The sequence below is a fragment of the Streptomyces gardneri genome (assembly GCF_006539185.1).
GTDB classification, from domain to species: domain Bacteria; phylum Actinomycetota; class Actinomycetes; order Streptomycetales; family Streptomycetaceae; genus Streptomyces; species Streptomyces gardneri.
In genome coordinates this window covers 23,744-47,259 of the sequence record NZ_BJMN01000012.1, presented here as the reverse complement: position 1 = coordinate 47,259, position 23,516 = coordinate 23,744, and the positions used below count along the sequence as shown (strand labels likewise).

23 protein-coding genes are annotated in these 23,516 nt (G+C 72.9%); 16 read left to right on the top strand and 7 right to left on the bottom strand.

All coding sequences use genetic code 11. The features are described from left to right. Positions 1-21: 21 nt before the first annotated feature. From SGA01_RS09975 to SGA01_RS09965, 3 genes are all read right to left on the bottom strand, one after another. Complete coding sequence (locus SGA01_RS09975) at positions 22-621, bottom strand: M23 family metallopeptidase (RefSeq protein WP_141295481.1); 600 nt, start codon at positions 619-621, stop codon at positions 22-24. 149 nt (positions 622-770) lie between these two features. Beyond that, positions 771-2,168, bottom strand: a complete 1,398-nt coding sequence (locus SGA01_RS09970; RefSeq protein ID WP_141295479.1) for a serine/threonine-protein kinase — start codon at positions 2,166-2,168, stop codon at positions 771-773. After that, positions 2,165-2,938, bottom strand: a complete 774-nt coding sequence (locus tag SGA01_RS09965) for an FHA domain-containing protein (protein ID WP_141295476.1) — start codon at positions 2,936-2,938, stop codon at positions 2,165-2,167. Before SGA01_RS09965 ends, SGA01_RS09970 begins: the two co-directional genes overlap by 4 nt. Positions 2,939-3,112: 174 nt before the next feature. Here SGA01_RS09965 and SGA01_RS09960 point away from each other — a divergent pair, with 174 nt between their 5' ends. Beyond that, positions 3,113-4,546: a DUF2079 domain-containing protein gene (locus tag SGA01_RS09960; RefSeq protein WP_371866015.1), complete on the top strand. Its 1,434-nt coding sequence runs from the start codon at positions 3,113-3,115 to the stop codon at positions 4,544-4,546. A gap of 66 nt (positions 4,547-4,612) precedes the next feature. Here SGA01_RS09960 and SGA01_RS09955 read toward each other — a convergent pair whose 3' ends face one another. Then, positions 4,613-5,218, bottom strand: coding sequence for a hypothetical protein (locus SGA01_RS09955; protein ID WP_141295470.1), 606 nt, complete (start codon positions 5,216-5,218; stop codon positions 4,613-4,615). A 249-nt stretch (positions 5,219-5,467) separates the two neighbouring features. Here SGA01_RS09955 and SGA01_RS09950 point away from each other — a divergent pair, with 249 nt between their 5' ends. The 7 genes from SGA01_RS09950 (at position 5,468) to SGA01_RS09920 (ending at position 12,710) form a co-directional block, all read left to right on the top strand. Next, complete coding sequence (locus SGA01_RS09950) at positions 5,468-6,328, top strand: bifunctional methylenetetrahydrofolate dehydrogenase/methenyltetrahydrofolate cyclohydrolase (protein WP_055641755.1); 861 nt, start codon at positions 5,468-5,470, stop codon at positions 6,326-6,328. Beyond that, complete coding sequence (locus SGA01_RS09945; protein WP_141295832.1) at positions 6,229-6,840, top strand: DUF3017 domain-containing protein; 612 nt, start codon at positions 6,229-6,231, stop codon at positions 6,838-6,840. The genes SGA01_RS09950 and SGA01_RS09945 overlap by 100 nt, the downstream gene beginning before the upstream one ends. Positions 6,841-7,078: 238 nt before the next feature. Further along, positions 7,079-8,056: a helix-turn-helix domain-containing protein gene (locus SGA01_RS09940; RefSeq protein ID WP_141295468.1), complete on the top strand. Its 978-nt coding sequence runs from the start codon at positions 7,079-7,081 to the stop codon at positions 8,054-8,056. Between the two features lie 271 nt (positions 8,057-8,327). Further along, positions 8,328-9,317, top strand: a complete 990-nt coding sequence (locus SGA01_RS09935; RefSeq protein WP_055641753.1) for a malate dehydrogenase — start codon at positions 8,328-8,330, stop codon at positions 9,315-9,317. Positions 9,318-9,555: 238 nt separating this feature from the next. After that, positions 9,556-11,322 carry an AbeC-like domain-containing protein gene (locus SGA01_RS09930; protein ID WP_141295465.1) on the top strand — a complete coding sequence of 589 codons (1,767 nt, stop codon included), beginning with the start codon at positions 9,556-9,558 and terminating at the stop codon, positions 11,320-11,322. Next, positions 11,315-11,695, top strand: a complete 381-nt coding sequence (locus tag SGA01_RS09925; protein ID WP_141295462.1) for a hypothetical protein — start codon at positions 11,315-11,317, stop codon at positions 11,693-11,695. Before SGA01_RS09930 ends, SGA01_RS09925 begins: the two co-directional genes overlap by 8 nt. Before the next feature lies 1 nt (position 11,696). Then, positions 11,697-12,710 carry a serine/threonine kinase C-terminal domain-containing protein gene (locus SGA01_RS09920; protein WP_141295459.1) on the top strand — a complete coding sequence of 338 codons (1,014 nt, stop codon included), beginning with the start codon at positions 11,697-11,699 and terminating at the stop codon, positions 12,708-12,710. A gap of 64 nt (positions 12,711-12,774) precedes the next feature. On the opposite strand, the gene SGA01_RS09915 is transcribed toward SGA01_RS09920, so the two are convergent. Continuing rightward, a complete protein-coding gene (locus tag SGA01_RS09915; RefSeq protein ID WP_141295456.1) occupies positions 12,775-13,305 on the bottom strand; it encodes a carboxymuconolactone decarboxylase family protein in 531 nt (176 codons plus the stop codon). A gap of 47 nt (positions 13,306-13,352) precedes the next feature. On the opposite strand from SGA01_RS09915, the gene pdxR reads away from it, so the two are divergent. Further along, the gene (pdxR, locus tag SGA01_RS09910; protein ID WP_141295453.1) at positions 13,353-14,765 is read left to right on the top strand and encodes a MocR-like pyridoxine biosynthesis transcription factor PdxR; all 1,413 of its coding nucleotides are present in this window, start codon (positions 13,353-13,355) and stop codon (positions 14,763-14,765) included. A gap of 36 nt (positions 14,766-14,801) precedes the next feature. Here the strand turns inward: pdxR and SGA01_RS09905 are convergent, their stop codons facing one another. Then, positions 14,802-15,710, bottom strand: a complete 909-nt coding sequence (locus SGA01_RS09905; protein ID WP_229918328.1) for a DMT family transporter — start codon at positions 15,708-15,710, stop codon at positions 14,802-14,804. A gap of 113 nt (positions 15,711-15,823) precedes the next feature. On the opposite strand from SGA01_RS09905, the gene SGA01_RS09900 reads away from it, so the two are divergent. Further along, the gene (locus SGA01_RS09900; RefSeq protein ID WP_024755284.1) at positions 15,824-16,126 is read left to right on the top strand and encodes a hypothetical protein; all 303 of its coding nucleotides are present in this window, start codon (positions 15,824-15,826) and stop codon (positions 16,124-16,126) included. 14 nt (positions 16,127-16,140) lie between these two features. Beyond that, positions 16,141-17,325, top strand: a complete 1,185-nt coding sequence (locus SGA01_RS09895; RefSeq protein ID WP_141295450.1) for a glutathionylspermidine synthase family protein — start codon at positions 16,141-16,143, stop codon at positions 17,323-17,325. Between the two features lie 36 nt (positions 17,326-17,361). Here the strand turns inward: SGA01_RS09895 and SGA01_RS09890 are convergent, their stop codons facing one another. Further along, a complete protein-coding gene (locus SGA01_RS09890; protein ID WP_141295447.1) occupies positions 17,362-18,057 on the bottom strand; it encodes a polysaccharide deacetylase family protein in 696 nt (231 codons plus the stop codon). Positions 18,058-18,328: 271 nt separating this feature from the next. Between SGA01_RS09890 and SGA01_RS09885 the strand changes: the two genes are divergently transcribed. The 5 genes from SGA01_RS09885 (at position 18,329) to SGA01_RS09865 (ending at position 23,489) form a co-directional block, all read left to right on the top strand. Beyond that, positions 18,329-18,805, top strand: a complete 477-nt coding sequence (locus SGA01_RS09885; protein ID WP_141295444.1) for a hypothetical protein — start codon at positions 18,329-18,331, stop codon at positions 18,803-18,805. Between the two features lie 94 nt (positions 18,806-18,899). After that, positions 18,900-19,889: a hypothetical protein gene (locus SGA01_RS09880; protein ID WP_141295440.1), complete on the top strand. Its 990-nt coding sequence runs from the start codon at positions 18,900-18,902 to the stop codon at positions 19,887-19,889. Further along, a complete protein-coding gene (locus SGA01_RS41505; RefSeq protein ID WP_176602600.1) occupies positions 19,889-21,547 on the top strand; it encodes a peptidoglycan-binding domain-containing protein in 1,659 nt (552 codons plus the stop codon). The genes SGA01_RS09880 and SGA01_RS41505 overlap by 1 nt, the downstream gene beginning before the upstream one ends. Then, entirely contained in the window at positions 21,544-22,242 is a 699-nt protein-coding gene (locus SGA01_RS09870; RefSeq protein WP_055641742.1) for an ABC transporter ATP-binding protein, read from the top strand. Before SGA01_RS41505 ends, SGA01_RS09870 begins: the two co-directional genes overlap by 4 nt. Further along, a complete protein-coding gene (locus SGA01_RS09865) occupies positions 22,239-23,489 on the top strand; it encodes an ABC transporter permease (RefSeq protein ID WP_167534054.1) in 1,251 nt (416 codons plus the stop codon). The genes SGA01_RS09870 and SGA01_RS09865 overlap by 4 nt, the downstream gene beginning before the upstream one ends. The last annotated feature ends 27 nt before the right edge of the window (positions 23,490-23,516 follow it).

The following is a 23,516-nucleotide window of genomic DNA, read 5'->3' as shown; positions in this document are numbered from 1 at the left end:
GGAGAGGGCAGGGGCGGTCCGTCAGCAGTTGCGGCTCGTGACGGACTTCCACTGCTTGTTGGCGCCGGTGTACGTCCTGCCGTCGAACTTCACCGGCTTGCGGTCACGCTCGTACGTGATCGTGGCGCCCCGCTTGTAGCGCTGCTCGTAGTGCAGGTGGGCCCAGTCGCCGGCCTTCCCGGACTTCCCGATCCGGCCGATCTGCTTGCCCCGCGCGACCCTGTCGCCCTTCTTGACGTACCGCTTGGGGTCGTCCTTCAGGTGGTAGTAGGCGGTGAACCAGCCGTTGCCGTGGTTGATCTGGATCGTGTTGCCGGAGCCACGGTCCTTGTACACGGCGGCGACCGTCCCCTTGGCGGAGGCCAGCACCGCCTTGCCGTCGGACCCGCTGTTGCCCTTCACGACGATGTCCAGGGCCGGGCTGTGGGCCCAGGTGTTGAGCTGCCACTGGGTGCCGCACTTGAAGGGCAGCTGGAAGTACGGGGTGCTGACGTAGTCGCCCGGCCCCGGCGGCTGCTCGCTCGCGCCGGCGGGGGAGACCCCGCCCGCGACGGCGATGAGGGCCGCACCCGTGACGACTGCCGGAACCGTCCGGCGTACGAACGTGGAACTGCGCAGCATGTTCTGCTCCTTCGGAGCCTCGTGACGCCCACCCCCGTGGCGGCGTGGCTCCACTCTCGCGAGAGCGTGGGACGGCCGGTACCTCGGAAGTCCGAGGGCCGTCGGCCCCGCCGCAGCGGGAAGCGTCGGCGGGGGGCGGCCGCCGGACGTCAGCAGCTCTCCTGCCAGGTGTGGGAGCGGGGCCGGACCGGCTCCTCGAAATTCGTCCTCGTCCCCCGTTCGAGGCAGCCCAGCGGCTCCCGGTGATCGGTCGCGGCGAAGAAGACGACGTCGACGTATTGGGCGCCCTCTGCCTGGCTGTTGCCGTTGTTGAAGGCCGACCTGACCGGCCGGTCGCGCGTCCAGGGGCACGGAAAGACCCCGTTCGGCCAGGACTTCTCGCCGTCGACCCAACGGCACATGTCGCCCCGGCCGTCCGGCTCGCTGTAGAAGCAGACCGCCCCCTTCCCGCACCGGTCGTAGCCGGACGCGGTGCCGTCGAAGGCCGTGAGGGCGAGGCCGAGCCCGGTGGCGGCGACCGTCGCGGAGGCGACGACGAGCGGGATGCGCCGGGGGCGGCCCCGGCGCGGGCGCAGGTGCGGCCGGGGGAGGCGGCGGAGCGGTCCGGGTGGCGGGGTGGTTCGGGCGGCCGCCGCCACCCGCCGTAACAGCGTCCCCGCGTCGTGCGCCGCCCGTGCCTCGTGCGTACGGCTCAGACAGTCCGCGACGATCTCCCGCCACAGGGGCGGGAGCTCCGGCGACAGGCGGAGCTCCTCCTCGCCCCGGGCGTAGCGCACGGCGGCGTCCCGGCGGGCAGCCGCCGTGCCGCCGGGGAGGGGCCGGGAACCCGTGAGGACGACATGGGCGAGGACCCCGAAGGCCCAGACGTCCGCACTGGGGCGCACGCGTATGCCCCGCTCGCCGAGCTCCGTCCACAGCAGCTCCGGCGGCGTGTAGTCGGCCGTGGCGAAACCGGTCGCGTAGGCGTGGGTGCCGTCCAGTTCGCTCGCCGTGCTGAAGTCGCCGAGACGGACGCTCCCGTCCCGCATCAGCAGGACGTTGCCGGGTTTCAGGTCGCCGTGCACCCAGCCCGCCGTGTGCAGCTGGTGCAGCCCCTCGCAGACCTGGACGAGCAGCCGCGGGCCCTCGGCGGGCGGGACGGTCCCGGTGAGGAGTGCCTGGAGGGGCCGCTCCGCCTCCTCCAGGACGAGCACGGTCGCGCCGTCGAGCTCGGGCCGGTCCGGGTCGTCGACGGTCAGCGTCTCGTACATCCGGATCAGGCGCGGTGAGCGCAGTCGGCTCAGCAGCTCCACCTCGCGCTCGGCCAGCTCGCGCAGGTGCCGCAGCTGGCGCGGGGTGTGCGTGCCGGTCGGCAGGAACTTGAGAGCGACCCGGTCGGGCAGAGCGGCCCGCCCGGCGCCGGCGCTCGCTCCCGCCGGGTCGAGGCGGTGGGCCTCCGCGCGCCGGGCCGCGTACACGCTCGCGAAGGCTCCGGCCCCCAGGGGGCGCTCGACCGTCCACGTCCCGACCCGGTAGCCGTGCGGCACGGTGAGGGGGAAGCCGGTCACCGCGCGGTCGCCAGGATCGCCAGGTCGTCTTCCCGTACGAGGTCGAAGCGGAGGGCCAGCGAGACCAGGGACTCCTTCTTGCCGTTGAGGCGCGGGCCCGGGTCGGCAGTCTCGGGGCCCGGCTTGAGCCGTAGCTTCACCGCCAGGTAGTCGATGTTCCACTGCACGGAGGCGCGGGTCGCCGCCGGCCACAGCGGACGGAGCCGCTCCACGACCCGGTCGACGGTCGGAAGGGGCGCGTGCGGATCGTCGCGCAGCCGGGGCTCGCAGAGGGCGGCGAGCACGAGGAAGTACCGCTTGGACCGGTCGAGGGGGAAGGCGAGCGTGGTCGGCTCGCCTTCCTGGGCGGCGTGCGCGCGTTCCGCGTAGTCGTGGCGGGGCGCCCAGACCCCGAAGTCGACCAGCTCGCTGCCCGCGGGCAGGACGACCCGGGAGAACTCGAACGGCACCGGGGCGTCGAGCCGGCCCGGTGCGATCTTGATGTGTTCCCCGGCACCCTCGGGGTTCTCGACGACATAGGTCGAGGTGGCGCTGAAGTTGCTGAGCAGCCAGTAGCTCCCGGCCGCCCGGATCTCCCCGGCGGAACGGGAGATCCCGGGGTGGGGGATGGCAAGGCCGGGGCTCAAGGGGCCGGCGAGGGTGGAGGGGGAGGCGAGGGTGGAGGGGACTGAAGGGGTGGAACGGCCGAACGGGAGGCTCTCGCCGGGGGCCAGCCTGACCTGGCTCCCGGGGTCCGCGGCGTGTGCGGGCACCACGATGATGCTGTACATGACGCTTCCTTTCCCCGAGGTCTGCGTGCGCGGTCAGGGTAGGAAGCGGCGATAAACGAATGCAGAACGTCACGGGGTGTGCACGGAGGGGCGTGGTGGCGACGGATCCGCCGAACGAGTGGACTCTGGTCTAATGGGTTGCTCTTTTGTCGGCCGCCGGTTGTGGGGGACGTGGTGTTGGACGTACTGAACAGGCCTGCTGCGGATACCACCGACGCGGAGGCGCCGGACGGCCTTTCCCCGGCCCCGCTGAGGCCCTATGTGATCCTCGCGGTCGTCCTCTGCGGCCTGTACTTCCTCTACTCCTGGGTGCAGTACACGCACTTCCGCACCCCCTCCTGGGACCTCGGGATCTTCGGGCAGTCCGTCAGGGCGTACGCCGAGTTCCGGGCCCCCGTCGTCGACATCAAGGGCCCCGGCTTCCACATACTCGGCGACCACTTCAGCCCGGTCACGGCGCTGCTCGCGCCCCTCTACTGGATCTGGCCCTCGCCCGCCTCCCTGCTCTTCGGGCAGGCCGCGCTCTTCGCCGCGTCGGCCGTCGTCGTCGGTCGCACCACCCAGCAGGTCCTCGGCAGCCGGGCCGCCGGCATCGGTCTCGCCCTCGCGTACGGGCTCTCCTGGGGGCTCCAGGAGGCCGTCAAGTCCGACTTCCACGAGATCGCCTTCGCCGTCCCGATGCTCGCCCTGACCTGCCGGGCGCTGATCCTCAAGCGCTGGACGACGGCCGTCGCCTGGGCCGCCCCGCTCGTCCTCGTCAAGGAGGACATGGGGCTGACCGTCACCATGGTGGGCGTGGTCCTCTTCGTGAAGGGGCAGAAGCGGCTGGGCGCCGCCCTGGCCGGGTTCGGTGTCGCGGCCTTCGCCCTCACGGTCCTCGTCCTGATCCCGGCGGCGAGCCGGGTCGGCGAGTACGACTACTGGTCCAAGATCGAGAAGACGGGCGAGGGCGCGGAGACGTCCTTCGGGCAGGTCATCGGCGACGCCCTCGCCTCCGGCGAACGCTGGGAGATGGTGTTCTTCCTGCTCGCGATCGTCGGCTTCCTCGCCCTGCGCTCCCCGCTGATCCTGCTCGTCCTGCCGACCCTGGGCTGGCGCTTCCTCTCCCAGGACGCCAACCACTGGGGCATGCACTGGCACTACAGCGCCATCCTCATGCCGGTGGTCTTCCTGGCCCTCGTGGACGCGGCCCGGTCCGTGCGCACCTCGCCGCGCGCCTGGCTCGCTGCCTACGCGAAGGTCGTCGTCCCCGTCGCGACGGCGGTCGCGCTCGTCCTCGCCATGGACCTGCCGCTGCGGGAGCTGCTGAAGTCGGAGACGTACCGCACGGACACCCGCGCCGAGCAGGCGCAGGCGGCGGTGGACGCGGTGCCGGAGGGCGCGAGCGTGGAGGCGGACGTCTCGCTCCTCGCCCACCTCACGGCGGACCACCGGGTCTACTGGGTCGGCACCTCGAAGGGGGCGACCCCGGACTACCTCGCCTTCGACCTGCGTGGCTGGTCACAGCAGATCTCGGACCCGGCGCAGCTGGCTTCGCAACTGCATCCGGAGGCGCGGTACGAGATCACGTACCGCTCGGACGGCTTCGCGGTGCTCAAGAAGGTGTGACCCGCCGGGAACGCCGGAGGGGCCGGGTTCCGTACGGAACCCGGCCCCTCCGGCTTACGAGGTGAATCAGTACTGCGCCTGCTTGTTGCGGTTGAACCAGGCCGCGCCGTCCGCCTTGCCGACGAAGACCGCGACCAGGATGGCCAGCACGGTGTGCGCGAGACCGACGATGATGAACGGGTAGATGCCGAGGATCGCGGTGATGATGCCGAAGACCAGCGCCGTGATGCGGATGCCGTTGCCGCCGCTGCCGAACTTGGCACCGAGGACGATCGCGAGGACGCCCCAGGCCAGGACGACGGCGGTGATGCCCCAGATCGCGCCCGTCGACATGTCGGCGAGCTGCTGGAACTGGACGTCGTCCTTCACCGCGGGGTCGCTCTTCGCGGCGGAGATGGTCATCGCGGTGAGCGCGAAGAGGACCACGCCGATCATCTGCAGGCCGCCGATGACGAAGAGCATGACGCGGGCGGCCTTGACCGAACCCGGCATCTCCGTCACCGCGCCCGGGTAACCGCCGCCGCCGTACGGGGAGACCGGCGGGGCCGCCGGGTAGCCGTAGCCCTGCTGCGGCGGCACGCCCTGCGGGGCCTGCTGCGGGTAGCCGTAGCCGGGCTGCTGCGGCTGGCCCTGGGGCTGGCCGTAGGGGTTGTTCGAGTCGCCGAAGCTCATCGGGGGGTTCCTCCGTGAAGTTTTCTGTGCGGGGACGACGCGGCCCGCGCGGAGGACTTTCACGGCATTTGAGCGGATTTCCCCCCGGCACTTTCCGCGGTACTTCGCCGTCATCGTCGTCGTAGCGTCGACTTTTTGTCCAGTCGATACGTGGCGGAGTTGTGCAAGTGCAATCTGTCGTTCCGTATGACGAGCCTTCCGGCGTGAGCGAATTGGAACAAGGCGGGGGTCATCCGGGAGGATGTCCGCATGAGCGCCCAGATTCTCGATGGCAAGGCCACCGCAGCCGCGATCAAGACCGAACTGACCGCCCGTGTGGCGGCCCTCAAGGACCAGGGCGTCACGCCCGGCCTGGGCACCGTCCTCGTCGGCGACGACCCGGCCAGCCAGAAGTACGTGGCGGGCAAGCACCGCGACTGCGCCCAGGTCGGCATCGCCTCCATCCAGCGTCACCTTCCGGCCACCGCCACGCAGGAGGAGATCGAGGCGGTCGTACGGGAGCTCAACGAGGACCCGACCTGCACCGGTTACATCGTCCAGCTCCCGCTGCCGAAGGGCATCGACGAGAACCGCATCCTGGAGCTGATGGACCCGGCCAAGGACGCGGACGGCCTGCACCCGACCAACCTCGGCCGTCTCGTGCTCAACGAGCCCGCCCCGCTGCCCTGCACGCCGAACGGCGTCATCACGCTGCTCCGCGCGCACGGCGTGGAGATCAACGGCGCGGAGGTCGTGGTCGTCGGCCGCGGTGTCACCATCGGCCGTCCGATGCCGCTCATCCTCACCCGCCGTTCCGAGAACGCGACCGTGACCCAGTGCCACACCGGCACCCGCGACCTGTCGGCGCACCTGCGCAACGCCGACATCATCGTGGCGGCGGCCGGTGTGCCGCACCTGATCAAGCCGGAGGACGTGAAGCCGGGCGCGGCCGTCCTCGACGTCGGCGTCTCGCGCAACGGCGAGGGCAAGATCCTCGGCGACGTCGACCCCGGTGTCGCCGAGGTGGCCGGCTGGATCTCCCCGAACCCGGGCGGTGTCGGCCCGATGACCCGCGCGCAGCTCCTCGTGAACGTCGTCGAGGCCGCCGAGCGCGCGGCCGCGGCGCTCTGAGCATGACCGCCGAGGGTGCGGCCGGGGCCTCCGACGACAAGGCCGTCGAGCGGGAGGCCACCGCGGTCGAGGCGGCCGCGGGCGGCGAGACGGCCGCGGTCGAGGCCGCCAAGAGGGCCCGTCGGCGGCGGTTCGGCCTCACCACCGACACCGCGCCGCCCGAGGGCGGCGGCCGGGCGGCGCCCGGCGACGCCTCGGCGCCCGCCCGCCAGTGGCCGCTGCTCAGCGTTCTCGTCCTCGCCGGCATCGGCCTCGTCGTGGTCGGCGTGGAGCCGTTCCCGCAGTCCTTCCGGGTGGGCGCGATGCTGGTCGGAGTGGCCCTGCTCATCGGTGCCGTGATGCGTCGGGTGGTGCCCTCCGTGGGCATGCTCGCCGTCCGGTCCCGCTTCACGGACATGATCACGTACGGGGTCATGGGCAGCCTGATCGTGCTGCTCGCGCTCATGGTGCAGCCGCGTCCCTGGCTGCGGATCCCGTTCCTGGAGGACGTCCTCCATCTCACCGTGACCTAGAAGCGGTGACGCGACGAGGACGACGATCGCGTACGGCGCCCGCCCTCTCCCCCGTGGGAGGGCGGGCGCCGCTGTGATCAAGGGTCATGTACGCGCCAATGTGGTTCAAGTTCCAGCCGCTCCCTGTGTCACGGAAGTGACCATTCCGCCACCTCGCCTCCGCATCCGGGGCGCGGATCGCCCTCGGAGCTGCCATCCTTCGAGGACGCAGGGGAGGTCGCGGACAAGGGGGGCGTACATGCCTGGCTGGAAGGCGCTGTCGGACGAACTCGACCCGGACGTCCGTGCGTTCGCCGAGCGGCTCCGCCGGCTGGTCGACCGCAGCGGCCTCGGCGTCAGCGCCGTGGCCGAGCGCACCGGACACGACCGGAGCGCGTGGGACGCCTATCTGGGCGGGAGTCGCCCCGTCCCCAGGAACGCCGTCGTGGCGCTCGCCGAGGTGACGGGAGCCGATCCCGGGGACCTCGCGGCGGAGTGGGAGCGCGCCGAACGGGCGTGGGCGCGGAGCGATCGCCGCGAGGAGGCGCTCGATCGCGACGGCTCCGACGGCTCCGACGGCTCCGACGGCTCCGGCGGCTCCGACCGTTCCGACGGGCCCCGTGACGACCGGACCATGCAGATCCGGCGCCTCGAACCGGCCCCCACCGCGACCGTCGACTCCCCGCCGCCGTCCCCGTCCCCGTCCCCGCCGCCGTCCCCGCCCCGGCCCCGGCGGACCCTCCTCCTCTACGTCACCGCGACCCTCGGCGCGCTGCTCGTCGTCACCGCCGCCCTCCTCCTCGTCGACCTGGGCGGTACGGGCGACGGCACGGACGACCGGGCCGCGACCCCGCCCTCGCCGACCACCCCGACCGCCGCGCCGAGCACCGGCCTCCCCGCCGGGGTGAAGTGCGCGGGCCCCGGCTGCACCGGCCGCGACCCGGAGGCCATGGGCTGCGGCGGACCTCTCGCGACCACCGTCGCCCGCACCCACGTCGGCACCGCCCTGGTCGAGGTCCGGCACAGCGAGACCTGCGCGGCGGCCTGGGCCCGGATCACCGGAGCCGCGCCGGGGGACATCGTCACGGTGAAGGTCGCGGGGGCCACCCGGCGCGCGTCCGTCCCCGAAGGCGCCGACACCGACGCGTACACCCCGATGCTCGCGGTCACGGCCGGTCCGGACGCGACGGCCTGCGCCACGCTCGCCGACGGCAGCGAGACCTGCACCGCGAACTGAGCGAGCCGCGCATCGCGGACCGGGCGGGACCCGCACCGCGAACTGACGTACCTCCAAGGGGCGCGGACGAGGCATCGGACGGGTGGCAGTGAGCCGGACCACAAGGGGGTGGGGGTTCGTGGGCCCCCGGGTCCGATAGCCTGACCGCTGGAAATCTCTTCACGTCGAGACACCGATCGATCAGACCGATCGATCGTCGATCGTCGATCAGAGGAGATGTCCGGAACCCGGGGCAGGGACCCCCACCGCCAGCTGTCTTACGGAGATCGCCATGACCCGCACTCCCGTGAATGTCACCGTCACCGGCGCGGCCGGCCAGATCGGCTACGCGCTGCTCTTCCGCATCGCCTCGGGCCACCTGCTCGGCGCGGACGTGCCGGTCAAGCTGCGCCTCCTCGAGATCCCGCAGGGCGTGAAGGCCGCCGAGGGCACCGCCATGGAGCTCGACGACTGCGCGTTCCCGCTGCTCAAGGGCATCGACATCTTCGACGACCCGAACAAGGGCTTCGAGGGCTCCAACATCGGCCTGCTCGTGGGCGCCCGCCCGCGTGGCCCGGGCATGGAGCGCGGCGACCTGCTCGCCGCCAACGGCGGCATCTTCAAGCCGCAGGGCGAGGCCATCGCCGCGCACGCCGCGGACGACATCAAGATCCTCGTCGTCGGCAACCCGGCCAACACCAACGCCCTGATCGCCCAGTCCGCCGCCAAGGGCGTCCCGGCCGAGCGCTTCACCGCGATGACCCGCCTGGACCACAACCGCGCGCTGACGCAGCTGGCCAAGAAGACCGGCTCCTCGGTCACGGACATCAAGCGCCTCACCATCTGGGGCAACCACTCCGCGACCCAGTACCCGGACATCTTCCAGGCGCAGATCGCCGGCAAGAACGCCGCCGAGATCGTCAACGACGAGGCCTGGCTGGCCGGCGACTTCATCCCGACCGTCGCCAAGCGCGGCGCCGCGATCATCGACGCCCGTGGCGCGTCCTCGGCCGCCTCCGCCGCCAACGCCGCCATCGACCACGTGTACACGTGGGTCAACGGCACCGCCGAGGGCGACTGGACCTCCATGGGCGTCCCGTCCGACGGCTCCTACGGCGTCCCGGAGGGCCTCATCTCCTCCTTCCCCGTCACCTGCGCCGACGGTAAGTACGAGATCGTCCAGGGCCTGGAGATCAACGACTTCTCCCGCGCCCGCATCGACGCCTCCGTCAAGGAGCTGTCGGAGGAGCGCGACACGGTCCGCGAGCTCGGCCTCATCTGAGCCGCCCGACGCCCGTCGCCCAAAGGCCTGACCGCCTGACGGCCTGACGGCACCCCGCATACCCGGCGCCCCCGAGCCGTACGACCGACCGTACGGCCCGGGGGCTCCGTCATTCCCCGCGCTCCGCCGCACCGACAGGCCGCCCCCGCCTCCCCTATGCTGTCCCACCGGTTCCGCGCCAAGTGAGCGGAAAACAGGGACAGTCACGCACATCGGGGGAGTTTTGACGCAGTCGTTCGTGCCGCAGCAGCCAGGGCAGCCGCCGAGTACGCCGCCGGGAACACCACCCGGCACGCCCCCCGGTACACCGCCCGCCGTCGATCCGCGCCGCTTACCTTCCGCGAGCGAGTCGACCCGCCTGCTCTGTGCCGGCACCTACCTCGACGACGGCTTCCGGGACGCCGTCATCGACCAGTTGTACGTCCACGAGGAGCGCTTCGCCGCACCCTCCCTCGGCTTCGACGCGAGCCGCGTCCTCGCGCACGCGCTGCGCGCCCGCCGCGTCGAACTCGCCTGGGCCGCCGGCATCCTCGCCCTCTGGATCATCGCCTTCCCGCTCACCAAGGGCGTGATCGTCCTCCTGGTCGTGCCGTTCCTCGTGCTCGGCCTCGCCCGCTGGGTCCGTGGCCGGTCCGCCGCCGCGCCTCTCTGGCGCACCGTCCCCGCCTTCCTCCTGCGCTGGTACGGGCGGATCTTCCTCGCCCAGTCGGCGCTGCTCCTGCTCCTGCTCGGCTTCGGCGACGACGAGTCCGGCTACGAGTTCCTCGGCGAGGTCTCCGAGGCGGGCGAGTTCGCCGGGCCCGCGCTCGGCATCGCCGCCGAGGGCATCTTCGGCATCGGCCCGCTGGAGGTGTGGATCACCGTCGCCGTGCCGCTGCTCGTGGCCTGGGCGGTGGCGACCCAGCGCGGCCAGTTCGCCCGCGCGCTCACCCAGGAGCTCTCCAGGGACCGCTTCGCCGACCTCCGCTCCGACCCCGCCGAGCAGGCCGAGGGCGGCCGCTCCCGCCGCCTGCGCGACCGGATCCGCATCGAGCAGCACGCGCGCCTCGTCATGTACGGCTCCGACGACCCGTTCTGCGGCGCCGGAGCCCCGTACGAACCCTGGTCGCTCTCCATCGAGCTGCGCCCCCGCAAGAACCTCGACGCCAAGGCGCCCGAGCCCCTCGACAACAGCGCGATCATGCGGCACGTCGTCCCGCTCGTGGAGGCGCTGCGCGTGCCCTCCCCGCACGGTTCGCCGCAGATCCAGGCCGCCGTGCGGGACCGGCTGCGCGAGCTGGAGATCGACGAGGTCGTCTTCCTGCCCGTCGACGGGCTGCCGGCCCGCACCGCCGCCCCGTACACCCCCGAGGGCTTCGAGCTGCACCGCTCGGGCGCCATCGAGGAGGGCGGCGAGACCCGCCGTCACTTCCTCCGCATCCGGGTCGGCGGCTGGGGCGAGGAGATCGTCGCCACCGTCTTCGTCCGCGTCCACACGCAGGGCGGCATGCTGATGCTGGAGGTCGCCCCGCACGTCCTGCGGCCGGTCAAGCCGCTCTACCGGTACGCCGACCGGATCGCCCACCGCTACCGGCACAACCACTACTTCGGGAAGGCCGTCTGGGCGCTCGGCCAGACCCCGCGCTCCGCCGGACAGGCCGTCGCCACGCTCTGGCGGGCGCTCGGCCACGGCTGGCGGCTGCTCACGGCCGGCCACGCGAACGCGCTGCCCGAAGGGCCCGCGGTCTCGGTCCGCGAGCTCGGCTCCGACGACGACGCCTCCCTCTTCCAGGAGATGGACCTCAGCCGCTACCTGAAGAGCATCCAGGACCGCGTCGCGAACGGGGTGACCGTCGCGCTCCGCGAAGCCGGTTACGAGACCGCCGAGTTCGAGCAGAAGATCATCCACGTCGCCGAGGGCGGCACGTTCATCGAGAACACCAAGGGCAACGTCACCCTCGGCAACCACAACACCGTGACCAGCAAGACCTTCACCACTTCCACGACCGGAGGCGACCGTGGCTGACACCGACAACTCCCGTGACCGCGGCGGCATTCACGTCACCAACGCCGGCGGCAACGTCACCATCGGCGACAACAACACCGTCACCAGCACGGTGAACGGCGCGCAGCCGACCCGCGACCCGCAGCAGGAGGAGCTCCTCCAGGCCATCCGCAAGCTCCGGGCCGACCTCGGCGGCGTCGTCGCCTCCGAGCAGACGGCCGCCCTCGACGTCGAACTCTCGGACGCCGAGGACGAGATCGAGGGCTTCGGGCGCGCCGGTACGCCCCGCCTGACCCGGCTGCGCCAGGCGCTCCTGGACGCGGGCGCGGTGACCGGGATCCTCGCCTCGGGCGTGGCCGTCGGGCAGGCCGTCGGCGCCCTGCTCGGAGGGTGAGATGAGCGCCCGCTGGAACGACGAGACGCAGAGCTGGGAGACGGTCGGGGGCGCGCCGTCCCCGGCTCCGGTCCCGCCGCCGATGCCCGCGACCGGTCCGGCGCCTGCTCCGGCCTCCGGTCCCGTGGCCGGTCCGGCTTCCGTTCCCGTCGCGCCCGCGTCGCCCCCGCCTCCCTCGTACGCCCCGGAGTACGCCCCGGAGTACGTGGCGGAGACGGGGGAGTGGCAGTACGCCACCGCGGCGGTCCCGGCCGGGGCGGCGGGCGGCCGGCCGCGGGCGCGCGGCGCGGTCGCGGCGGGGGTGGCCGTCGCCGTCCTGGCGGCCGGTTCCGTGGGCACGTGGCTGCTCTGGGGCAGGAGCGAGGACGGGAACGGCGCGGCGGCCGGCGGCCCGGCGGTCTCCGTCTCGGAGTCGCTGGAGACGTCGTCCTCGGAGTACCCGACGGACGCTCCGACCGACGCGGAGCCCTCGTACGGCACGGACTCGCCGACGAACTCCGCGACGGGCCTCCCGTCGGGCGGGCCCACGCCCTCCGGCTCCGCCACCGCCTCCACGGACGGCGTCCCGCCGCCCGGCTACCGCGCGCAGAAGGACCTCAAGGGCTTCACGGTCGGCGTCCCCGAGGGCTGGGACCGCACCGAGTCCGACCAGGGCGTCTTCTACAACGCGCCGGACGGGAAGAGCCTCCTCCAGGTCTTCGTCGTGACCGAGCCGGACATGACGCCGTACGAGGCCCTGCGCGGCGCCTCGGACGACGGCAAGGCCAACAAGCCGGGGTACGTGGAGATCAGCCTCGACCGGGTCACCGGCGATCCGGGCGCCCCGGCCGACGCCGCCGAGCTGGTGTACGCGTACTCCCGCGAGGGCGGCCGTCGCAAGGTCGTCGACCGGGCCTTCACGGCGGCGGACGGCAACCACTACGCCATCCTGGCCGCGGGTCCGGAGAGCGACTGGCCGAAGCAGCGCGAGGTGCTGCGCGTGGCGCTGGAGTTCTTCCGCCCGGGCGCGTACTGACGGACGGGTGGTGCCGTGATCGGGTGGTGCCGTGCCCGGCTCACGGGCGCGGCACCACCCGGGCTCACGAGGGGCGCGGGGTGTAGTGGCCGGGGGTCATCCGGGTCGTCACGCCGATCCGGTTCCAGGCGTTGATGGTGACGATCGCGGCGATGACCCGGGCGAGCTCGGTCTCGTCGAAGTGGGCGGCGGCCGTCGCGTACACCTCGTCGGGGACGAAGCCGTCGGTGAGGACGGTCACGGCCTCGGTCAGGGCGAGGGCCGCGAGCTCCCGCTCGGTGTAGAAGTGCCGGGACTCCTCCCAGGCGGAGAGCTGCACGATCCGCTCGACGGTCTCGCCCTCCGCCAGCGCGTCCTTGGTGTGCATGTCGAGGCAGAACGCGCAGCGGTTGACCTGCGAGGCCCGGATCTTGATCAGGTGGTACAGGGTCGGGTCGACGTCCTTCGCGGCCGCCGTCTCCAGCCGGATCATCGCCCGGTAGAACTCGGGGACCCGCTCGGCGAAAGCGAGGCGGGGCGCGTGCTCGTGCGCGTGCCTGTCCGCTGCGGTGTCCGTCGCCGTGCCTGCTGTCGTGTCTGCTGCCGTGGTGGTCATGGCTCCCACCGTACGAGCGGGATGGCACAGGAGTATGGTCCATTCCCATGGCGAACGAGTGGGCCACTTTCGGAGCCGACCTCCACCTGGAACTGCGCGGTCCGCGTCGGCGCGCCGGCCTCATGGACGCGCTCCGGGAAGCGGTCCGCAGCGGGCGCCTGGAGGCGGGCACCCGGCTTCCGTCCTCCCGGTCGCTCGCCGCCGACCTGGGCATGGCCCGCAACACCGTCGCCGACGCCTACGCCGAGCTGGTCGCCGAGGGCTGGCTGACGGCCCGGCAGGGCTCGGGCACGCGCGTCGCCCGCAGGACCGCGCCGCGCAGGACCACGCCCCCCTCCCCGCCGCCCCGGCCCTCCGCACCGGTCCGGCCGGGCCCGCCCGCCGCCCCGGCGCACGACCTGAAGGCCGGCACCCCCGACCTCGCCTCCTTCCCCCGCGCCGAATGGCTCAAGGCCTACCGGCGGGCGCTCACCGCCGCCCCGAACGAGGCCTTCGGCTACGGCGACCCGCGCGGCCGGATCGAACTGCGCACCGCGCTCGCCGAGTACCTCGCCCGGGCGCGGGGCGTGCACGTCCGGCCCGAACGGATCGTGATCTGCGCGGGGTTCGTGCACGGCCTGATGCTCATCGGCGAGGTGCTGCGCGGACGCGGAGTGCGGGACGTGGCGGTCGAGTCGTACGGTCTCGACGTCCACGCCGGCCTCCTCACCAGGGCCGGCCTCGGGACCCCGGTCCTGCCCATCGACGAACGCGGTACGCGCGTCGAGGAGCTGACGGGCGCGGGAGGCGTCCTCCTGACGCCGGCCCACCAGTTCCCGCTCGGCGGCGCCCTCCCGCCGGACCGGCGGGCGGCCGTCGTCGACTGGGCCCGCGCCTCGGGCGGCCTCGTCCTGGAGGACGACTACGACGGCGAGTTCCGCTACGACAGGCAGCCCGTGGGCGCGCTCCAGGGCCTGGACCCCGAGCGGGTCGTCTACCTGGGGACCGCGAGCAAGTCCCTCGCACCCGGGCTGCGGCTGGCGTGGATGGTGGTGCCCGAGAGGCTGGTGGGCGAGGTGGTCGCCGCGAAGGGGGCCGTGGACTGGGCGTCGAGCGCGCCGGACCAGCTGGCGTTCGCCGAGTTCCTCGGCTCGGGGGCGTACGACCGGCACGTACGGGCCATGCGGCTGCGCTACCGGCGGCGCCGGGACCAGCTGGTGGAGGCGGTGGCCGCGCACTCGCCGGCGACGCGGGTCAGCGGCATCGCGGCCGGCCTCCACGCGGTTCTCGCGCTGCCGCCCGGCACCGAGCAGGACGTCCTGCGCGCCGCCGCGTGGCACGGGCTCGCCGTGCTGGGGCTGAACCAGTTCCGGCGACCCGGTGTGGAGCCGGGCCTCGACGGCCTGGTCGTCGGGTACGCCACACCCCCGGACAGCGGCTGGCACGGCGCGCTCCAGACACTGTGCAGGGTGCTGCCCTGAGCGACGGGGCCCGGCCGCCCGGGCGGCCCCGGCCCGTCAGGGCGTGCGAGGGCCCCGCTTGGGGGCCGAAGCCGGGCCCGGGGCCTGGGCCTGGCCCGCGTCCGCCTCCAGAGCTTCGGCGGGGCCGGTCGATCCTTCCGGGGCCGGCGGTTCGCCGAAGCGGGCAAGGGTCAGGGAGCCCGCCACCGCCACCGCGAAGCCGAGGATCGCCAGCCACCCCAGGCCCTCCCTCGTACTGTCCCCGAGCCAGACCACCCCGACCACCGCAGGACCGATCGTCTCGCCGAGCACCGCGCCCGCCGTCGCCGTGGTCACCGAGCCCCGCTGGAGCGCCGAGGTCAGCAGCAGGAACGCCGCCCCGCCGCCCACCAGCAGCGCGTACCAGACCGGGTCGGCGAAGTCGATGCCGTCGATCAGCCGGACCGCAACCTCCACCACCCCGAAACCGAAGCCCGCCCCGAGGCCGAGGACGAGGGCGCGCGGCTTCGCCGGCAGCCGGCCCCCGACCACTCCCAGCAGCAGCACCCCGAAGGAGACGCCGAGCAGCGCCCACCGCAGCGCCTCCGAGCCGCCCTCGTGCCCCTCCCTCCCCGCGGCGAGCGCCAGCATCGCGAGCCCCAGACACACCACGGCCACGGCCGTCCACTCCACCCGGCTGAGCCGCACGTGCAGCAGCCGGGAGGCGATGACCGCCGTGACCGCGAGGCTCGCGGCGAGCGCCGCGCCCACCACGTAGATGGGCAGGGTCCGCAGCGCCACGATCTGCAGGGCGAAGCCCAGGGCGTCCATCCCCAGACCGGCGAGATAGCGCCACTGGCGCAGCGCGCGCCACATCAGGGCGACATCGACGCCCCCGCCCGTCCCCGGCTCCGCGGCACGGGCCGCCATCGCCTGAAAGACAGAGGCCGCACCGAAACAGAAGGCCGAAGCAAGCGCACAAATCATCCCGAGAAGCACGAAACGACTCTAGGGGTTGAGGCCGGAAAACACCGGCCTACACTGTGCGGTCGCGACTGTCGTGCCCACGACGGTTACGACCGCGAAGGGGAGCGACGGACATGCGCAGGCTGAGGTCGAGCACGGTGGTGCTCGGCGGGATGGGTGTGCTCGCGGCGACGATCACCGCGTGCGGTTCGGAACCGGACCAGCGGTGTGTGGACCCGCTGACCCGCGAGGAGCTGCCCAGCTACCGGTGCGAGAGCGGTGGCGGCGACGATGACGACGACAGCAACGGCACCACGACCCGGGGCTCGTACTACTACGGCGGCTCCGTCCGGAGCGGCAAGGTGAGCGGCGGCAGCTTCAGCAAGGCGGCCGTCGACACCGGCGGCTTCGGCTGCTCGGGCTCCGGCGGCGGCTGAGGAGGGCCCGGCACATGAAGCGGCACACCATCGAGCCCCGGCCCGACTGGCAGCGGATCGTCGAGGAGCAGGGCGTCATCTACCCCCTGACCCGCTACCCGGACGATTCGCTGCGTCCGTACTGGGACGAGAGCGCGTACTACTCCTTCACCCTGCCCGAGGTCGAGGCGCTGGAGGAGGTCGTCGAGGAGCTGCACGCGATGTGCCTGGGGGCGGCCGAGCACATCGTCGAGAACGACCGGTTCGCCGAGCTCGGGATCACCGACCCGAAGCTCGCGTCCCTGGTCGCCGAGTCCTGGCGGCGGCGGGCCGAACTCCCCTCCCTCTACGGGCGGTTCGACCTGCGCTACGACGGTACGGGCCCGGCGAAGATGCTGGAGTACAACGCCGACACCCCCACCTCGCTGGTGGAGGCCGCCAGCCCGCAGTGGTTCTGGATGGAGGAGCGCTTCCCCGGCGCCGACCAGTGGAACTCGCTCCACGAGCGCCTCGTCGACGCCTGGAAGCGCCAGGCGCCGCTGCTGCCGCCGGGCCCCGTCCACTTCGTCCACTCGGACGGCGACGAGCTCGGCGAGGACCTGATGACGGTCGCGTACCTGCGCGAGACCGCCCAGCAGGCCGGGCTCGACACCGAGGCGCTCTCCGTCGAGCGGATCGGCTGGGACCGGCTCTCGCGCCGCTTCGTCGACGACCGGCTCCGCTTCATCCGTGCCTGCTTCAAGCTCTACCCGTGGGAGTGGCTGACCACCGACCGCTTCGGGAAGCACGTCCTCGACACCCTCGACAACGGCGGCGGGACCGGCACCACCTGCTGGATCGAGCCCGCCTGGAAGATGCTCCTCTCCAACAAGGCGCTGCTCGCGATCCTGTGGGAGCTGAACCCCGGTCACCCGAACCTGCTCCCCGCCTACCTCGACGGCCCGCGCGAGCTCGCCTCGACCACGGGCTGGGTCGCCAAGCCGCTGCTCGGCCGCGAGGGCGCGGGCGTCACCCTGCACGAGGCCGGTACGGAGCCGTTCGTGCGGGACGGGGAGGCCTGCTGCTACCAGGAGCTGGCCCCGCTGGCCGACTTCGACGGCAACCGGGTGGTGCTCGGCGCGTGGGTCGTCGAGAACGAGGCGGCGGGGCTCGGGATCCGGGAGTCGGCGGGCCTCGTCACCGACGAGTACGCCCGCTTCCTCCCGCACGTGATCCTCTGAGTCCCGCTCGGGCCCTACGGGGCCCACTGGGCCCGCCTACTCGGGGACGTACTCCCTGAGCGGCGCGGGCTTCAGGCCGGCCGCCTCGGCCAGGTCCAGGGCCCGCTTCAGGTCCTGCGTCACCGTCTCGTTGAAGTGCAGCAGGATGATGTCGCCGGCCTTGAGCTGCGGCGCCGGCGGGGTCCACGAGCCCCAGGTGGTGAGGTCGTACGTCCAGGTCACGACGGCCTTCGCCCCGCAGGCGCGCGCGGTGGTCCGGGTGGTCGCGTCGTACGTGCCGTACGGCGGGCGCAGCAGGCGCGGGCCGTCGCCGAACCGGGCGAGGTGCTGGTCGCGGGCCCCGCAGACCTCCGCCTTCTGTCCGGCGGCGTCGAGCGCGGTCAGGTCGGGGTGGTTGACGGTGTGGTTCTCGACGCGGGAGCTGCCCTGGTTCAGCAGGGTGTGGAAGTAGCCGGAGTCGTACGAGTAGGCGCCCGGCAGGAGGAAGAGCGAGGCGGGTACCCGGCGGTCGAGCAGCAGCTTCGCCGCCGCGGGGTCGTGGTACCAGCCGTCGTCGATGGTGATGAAGACGACCGGGTCGGTGGTCTCGACGTGCGAGACGACCGGGACGGGCTCGGGCCAGGCCGCCCCGGGGGCGGAGTGTGCGGGTCCCGTGGACGCGCCGAGGAGCGCGAGGGGGACGAGGGCGGCGAGCGCGGCACGCACGGCGTGACGCAGACGGAGTCTCGGCATGGCGGCATCATTGGCCTAGACCAACTCTCGTGTCAATGGCCCCAGTTGTCCCGTCCGCGATGGCTCGATCCGATCGCACGGAGTGTTCCGAGGTCGGCCCGCGAGGAAGCGATCATTCCTCCGAGGTGGACGCAATCATTCCTGACACTCCGTCAAGTCCCTGTCCAAAAAAGGCTGTTGACGAGTCCGAACGGCTTCGTGTGAACTTGCGCGGCACTGACGTGGACCGCCCTCTCCGTAGAGACATCTCGTGAACCGACAGAGGAGCATCATGATCCGCAGAACTGTGGCCGCCCTCACGGGCGCGCTGGCCGTGTTCGCTCTCAGTACGTCCCCGGCCTCGGCGACCGGCGAGTACTGGAACCCGAACCACCGCTCGACCGGCAACGCCAACTCGTCGAAGTGCCACGTCCCGGGCACGTGGGGCAGCATGCCGATGTGCCTGTTCTGGCACCACACCGGCACCCAGGCCGTGTGGGCCCAGGAGGGCAGCTGGTCCGACCTGGCGGGTGAGCGCTTCCGGGCGGGCACCGGCACCGGCTCCGGCGACCTGGTGAAGAACAACGCCACCGCCATGGAGGTCCAGTACCGGCAGGGCCGCGGCGGCACGGTCTGGTTCAACAGCGGCTACAAGGGCAACTGGGACTGGGCGCGCGACGGGGAGGGCGGCCCGCTCTACTACACCTGGAACGAGAACGCCGCCACGATGGTCGGCACCGGCATCGCCTGGGGCAACATCTATCCCTGATCCCGTACGTGGTGGCCGTGTCGTCCCGTCGATGCGGCCACCGCCGCGTTCCTCTTCTCCCTCTTCCGCCTCCCTCTCCAAGGTGTACCTGGTCATGAATGCTCCCCGGCGCCTGCTCGCCGTGTTCGCCACCGTCGCCACGCTCACCCTTGCGGTGGGATGTTCCTCGGATCCCGCTCCCGAGGGCGAGGCCCGGGGAGGCGGTGGCGCGGCCGCCGGGCAGGCCGAGCCGCGCGCCGTTCCCGGCGTCGGGAAGGCGGAGAAGAAGGCGGACACCACCGGTCTCGTGCTGCCCATCGACGCCTACGACGTCTCGATGGGCCAGATGGTCAAGACGCAACTCGCGCAGAACGCGCTGGTGTCGGACTGCCTGGCGCGCTACGGCCTGACGATCGCCTACCCCAAGGCGACCGTCAACCAGGGGTCGCCGCACGCCCGCCGCTACGGGCCGCCCGAGTCGCTCGCGGCGGCACAGAAGTACGGCTTCCATATGGCGCAGGGGGATCCGCGGTCGTTCACGAACGACATGATGGTCCGTCACTCCCAGGAGGTCGTCGAGGTCCTGAAAGGGATGAAGGACGACGGGGCCGGCACCCCGGTGACCTCCTTCCGCGGACAGTCGGTGCCGAAGGAGGGCTGCGCGGGGGAGGCACGGCGCAAGCTCGCCCAGGGGACGGGCGAGGGCAAGCGCGTCGGTCACGCCGACACGGCCGCGGCCATCAAGGCGCGGTCCTTCGAGATCGCGAAGAACGACCCCCGGGTGATCGCGGCCGAGAAGAAGTGGGTCGCCTGCATGGCCGACCGGGGCTACATCAACTACAAGCAGGACTCGTTCGACGCGGCCGCCGACACCCGCTGGAACACCCCGAAGGCCACCTCGGAGGAGATCGCCGTGGCCGTCGCCTCCTGGACCTGCGGCAAGAAGGGCAACGTCGTCGGCACCTGGGTCGCGGTCGAGACCGCCTACCAGAACGAGCAGATCGACAAGAACGCCGAGACCCTCAAGGACGACCAGAAGCGGCTGGTCGAGGAGAACAAGCGGATCGACGCGATCATCGCCGGGACCGGAGGGGCGGCCTCCTGATGGCCTCGGCGCTCACCCGGCGACGGCGCACCGCGATCTCCGTGGCCGTCGCGGCCGCCTTGCTCTCGACGGGTGGCGTCATCGGATCGATGTCGATCAAGTCCCCCGCGCAGGCGCTCGCCGACAGCGGGCCGCCGAAGGCGAGCCTGATCACGGCGCCGGTCGTCGAGCGCCGGATGATCAAGTCCATCGTCTTCCGGGGGGACTTCGGCACGGGACGGCAGACGGAGATCACCCCTACCGGCGCCGTGGCCGCCGACGGCGAGAGCGGCGAGGGGGAGGGCGGTGGCGGGGGCAGGCTCGTGGTCACCAAGGTCCTCGTGAACCCCGGGGCCAAGGTCGGGGCGGCCCGCCCGCTGGTGGAGGTGTCCGGGCGGCCGGTGTTCGCCCTGCCCGGCCCGCTGCCCAGCTACCGAGACCTCCTGCCCGGACGCCGGGGCGAGGACATCGCCCAGCTCCAGGACGCGCTGGCCGGGCTCGGCCTCTCGCGCGGCGGCGACCCCGAGGGGTACTTCGGCGCCGGCACGCAGAGGGCGGTCGAGCGGCTCTACCGGCGGATGGGGTACGCGGCGCCGGTGACCGGGCCGCGGACCGAAGACGCGGTGACCCAGGCGCGTGCGGCCCTGGAGGAGAAACAGCGCCAGGTCGACGAGCTCGTGAAGGGCCGGACGGAGCGGCCCACGCCCCGGCCGACGGCTGATGCGGGGGGCGCGGGGGACGCGAGGGGTGCGGGGGGTGCGGGGAGCGCCGAGGGCGCCGAGGGCGCCGGGAGCGCGGGCAGCGCGGGCAGTGCCGACACCGCGGGCAGCGCCGGTGCGGTCGACACCTCCGGCTCCGCGGGCACTTCCGACTCCGCGGACACTTCCGGCTCCTCCGGCTCCTCCGGCTCCTCCGGCTCCTCCGACACCTCCGGCACCTCCGGCTCCGCCACCTCGTCCGACACCGCCGACGCCCTGCGGCGCGCCCGGAAGGAGCTGGCGGCGGCCCGCGTGGCGTACGGCGAGGCCGTGGCTCGCGACGGCGTCATGATCCCCATGTCGGAGATGGTCTTCGCCGCCCGCCTCCCCGCCCGCGTGACATCCCTGCCGCTCGCCGTCGGCGACGACGTCGAGGGCCCCGTCGCCGTCCTGACGAGCGGCGGTCCGCGACTCACGGGATATCTGGACCCGGCCCTCAAGGGGCGCGTGACGACCGGGACCCGGGTCGAGATCACCAGCGAGGCCCTGGGGACGACCGCCACCGGCACGGTCGGCTCCGTCGGGGCGCAGGTCACGCCGGGCGACGCCAAGTCCCGGACGAAGGAGTCCGGCGGTGCCGCGGGCCAGGCCCGGCAGGACGACGCCGGCACGGTCAACGGCGGGGTGCCCTTCCTGCCCGTCTCCGTCGTCCCCGACAAGCCGTGGAGCGAGCAGCTGGCCGGCCAGAACGTGATGATCAAGATCTCCTCCGCCCTGACCGACGGCAAGGTGCTCGCGGTGCCGCAGGCGGCGATGCTGACCGGCGCGGACGCCCGTACGACGGTCACCGTCCTCGCCGCCGACGGGTCCGAGCGCCGCGTCGTCGTCATCGCGGGCGTGTCGGCCGACGGGATGGTGCAGATCACGCCCGGGGGCGGTGAGCGGATCGCGGCGGGCGACCGTGTGGTGATCGGCCAGTGAGCGCCCCGGAGGCTCCCGTCATCCGGTTGCGGGGGCTCAGCCGCACCTTCCCGGGAACGGTCGAGGTGCACGCCCTGCGCCCCGTCGAACTCGATGTGCGGGAAGGTGAGTTCCTCGCCGTCGTCGGCCCCTCGGGATCGGGCAAGTCGACCCTGCTCAACCTCCTCGGTCTCCTCGACCGCCCCACGGCCGGTACGTACGAGCTCGGCGGCATCGACGTCGCCGGGCTCGGCGAGCGGCGCCGGACCGCCGTGCGCGGACACCTGATCGGCTTCGTGTTCCAGTCGTTCCAGCTGCTCCCGTACCGCACCGCGACCGAGAACGTGGAACTCGCCCAGCTCTACGTCGCCCGCGACGCCCGCTCCCGGCGGCTCCGGGCGGTCGAGGCCCTGCGCCGGGTGGGCCTGGAGCACCGGCTCGACGCGCTGCCGCCCACCATGTCCGGAGGCGAGCGGCAGCGGGTCGCCATCGCCCGCGCGCTGGTCAACCGGCCCCGGCTGCTGCTCTGCGACGAGCCGACCGGAAACCTCGACAGCCGCACCTCCGAGATCATCATGGAACTCTTCGAGGAGCTGCACCGCAGCGGTCAGACCATCGTGATCATCACCCACGACCCGGCGGTCGCCGCGCGGGCCGGGCGCACGCTGGTCATGCGCGACGGAGAGCTGGGAAGCACGGCGGAGACCCCCGCATGACCCGGACGAAGGACGAGGACAGGGGGCTGCCCCCCTTCTCCCGGCTCCGGCTGCGCGACGGACTCGGCGAGGCGATCGCCGGGCTCGTGCAGCGGCCCGGCCGATCGGTCCTCACCATGCTCGGCACGGTCCTCGGCGTCGGCGCGTTCGTGGCCGTGCTCGGGCTGACCTCGTCGGCCACCCAGCAGATCGGCAACGCCTTCACCGCCCTGACGGCCACCACCGTCACCGTGCAGGACCGGACCCCGACCGACCCCTCGACCACCCCGGTCCTGAGCTTCCCCCCGGACGCCGACGAGCGCGTCCAGCGCCTCAACGGCGTGGCGGCCGCGGGCGTGTGGTGGCAGCTTCCCCTGCGGAGCCCCTCCGTCGGCACCCGGCCCGCCCCACCCGGCGAGAGCGCCCGCGCCCGGAGCGTCCGGCTCTTCGCCGCGTCCCCCGGCGCCCTGCAGGCGGCCCGGCCGGTCGTGGCCGCCGGGACGCTGTACAACCAGTTCCACCGGGGCCGCGCCGAGCAGGTCTGCGTCCTGGGCGCGGGCGCGGCCCGGCTGCTCGGGATCTCCCGCGTCGACAACCAGCCGGTCGTCTTCATCAACAGCACCCCCTACTCGGTCGTCGGGATCGTCTCGGACGTGGAGCGGCTGCCCGACCTCCTGCTCGGCGTGATGATCCCGGAGTCCACGGCCCTCCGCGCCTACGGTCCGCCCCGCGACTCCCCGGCCCGGATGCTCATCGGGACCGATGTCGGCGCGGCGCGGCTCATCGCCCACCAGGCGCCGCTCGCCCTCCGCCCCGACCGGCCCGAACTGCTCACCGCCGTACCACCGCCCGACCCGCACGGCCTGCGGGACGAGATCGACACCTCGCTCTCCGGACTGTTCCTGGTCCTGGCCGGGATCTGCCTCGTCATCGGCGCGGTCGGCATCGCCAACACCACGCTGGTCGCGGTGCTGGAGCGGCGGGGCGAGATCGGCCTGCGCCGGGCCCTGGGCGCCGGGCCCCGGCACATCGCGGCCCAGTTCCTCACCGAGTCCACCGTGCTCGGAACGCTCGGTGGACTGGCCGGGACGGCGATCGGCATCGGAGTCGTCGCCGTGGTCGCACTCGCCCAGGAGTGGACCGCGGTCATCAACCCCTACACCGTGGTCGTCGCCCCCGCCGTCGGCTCGCTCACCGGACTGCTCGCCGGGCTCTATCCGGCGCTCCGGGCGGCCAGGGTCGAGCCGCTGGAGGCGCTGCGCACCTGACGACCGGCCGCCCCGGGGGTCCGCCCC

What these genes read in the sequence shown, in the direction of transcription:
- SGA01_RS09975 (WP_141295481.1), bottom strand. Translation starts at nt 621, where the DNA reads ATGCTGCGCAGTTCCACGTTCGTACGCCGGACGGTTCCGGCAGTCGTC.
- SGA01_RS09965 (WP_141295476.1), bottom strand. Translation starts at nt 2,938, where the DNA reads ATGTACAGCATCATCGTGGTGCCCGCACACGCCGCGGACCCCGGGAGC.
- SGA01_RS09955 (WP_141295470.1), bottom strand. Translation starts at nt 5,218, where the DNA reads ATGAGCTTCGGCGACTCGAACAACCCCTACGGCCAGCCCCAGGGCCAG.
- SGA01_RS09950 (WP_055641755.1), top strand. Translation starts at nt 5,468, where the DNA reads ATGAGCGCCCAGATTCTCGATGGCAAGGCCACCGCAGCCGCGATCAAG.
- SGA01_RS09940 (WP_141295468.1), top strand. Translation starts at nt 7,079, where the DNA reads ATGCCTGGCTGGAAGGCGCTGTCGGACGAACTCGACCCGGACGTCCGT.
- SGA01_RS09935 (WP_055641753.1), top strand. Translation starts at nt 8,328, where the DNA reads ATGACCCGCACTCCCGTGAATGTCACCGTCACCGGCGCGGCCGGCCAG.
- SGA01_RS09920 (WP_141295459.1), top strand. Translation starts at nt 11,697, where the DNA reads ATGAGCGCCCGCTGGAACGACGAGACGCAGAGCTGGGAGACGGTCGGG.
- SGA01_RS09915 (WP_141295456.1), bottom strand. Translation starts at nt 13,305, where the DNA reads ATGACCACCACGGCAGCAGACACGACAGCAGGCACGGCGACGGACACC.
- pdxR (WP_141295453.1), top strand. Translation starts at nt 13,353, where the DNA reads ATGGCGAACGAGTGGGCCACTTTCGGAGCCGACCTCCACCTGGAACTG.
- SGA01_RS09905 (WP_229918328.1), bottom strand. Translation starts at nt 15,710, where the DNA reads ATGATTTGTGCGCTTGCTTCGGCCTTCTGTTTCGGTGCGGCCTCTGTC.
- SGA01_RS09900 (WP_024755284.1), top strand. Translation starts at nt 15,824, where the DNA reads ATGCGCAGGCTGAGGTCGAGCACGGTGGTGCTCGGCGGGATGGGTGTG.
- SGA01_RS09895 (WP_141295450.1), top strand. Translation starts at nt 16,141, where the DNA reads ATGAAGCGGCACACCATCGAGCCCCGGCCCGACTGGCAGCGGATCGTC.
- SGA01_RS09890 (WP_141295447.1), bottom strand. Translation starts at nt 18,057, where the DNA reads ATGCCGAGACTCCGTCTGCGTCACGCCGTGCGTGCCGCGCTCGCCGCC.
- SGA01_RS09885 (WP_141295444.1), top strand. Translation starts at nt 18,329, where the DNA reads ATGATCCGCAGAACTGTGGCCGCCCTCACGGGCGCGCTGGCCGTGTTC.
- SGA01_RS09880 (WP_141295440.1), top strand. Translation starts at nt 18,900, where the DNA reads ATGAATGCTCCCCGGCGCCTGCTCGCCGTGTTCGCCACCGTCGCCACG.
- SGA01_RS41505 (WP_176602600.1), top strand. Translation starts at nt 19,889, where the DNA reads ATGGCCTCGGCGCTCACCCGGCGACGGCGCACCGCGATCTCCGTGGCC.
- SGA01_RS09865 (WP_167534054.1), top strand. Translation starts at nt 22,239, where the DNA reads ATGACCCGGACGAAGGACGAGGACAGGGGGCTGCCCCCCTTCTCCCGG.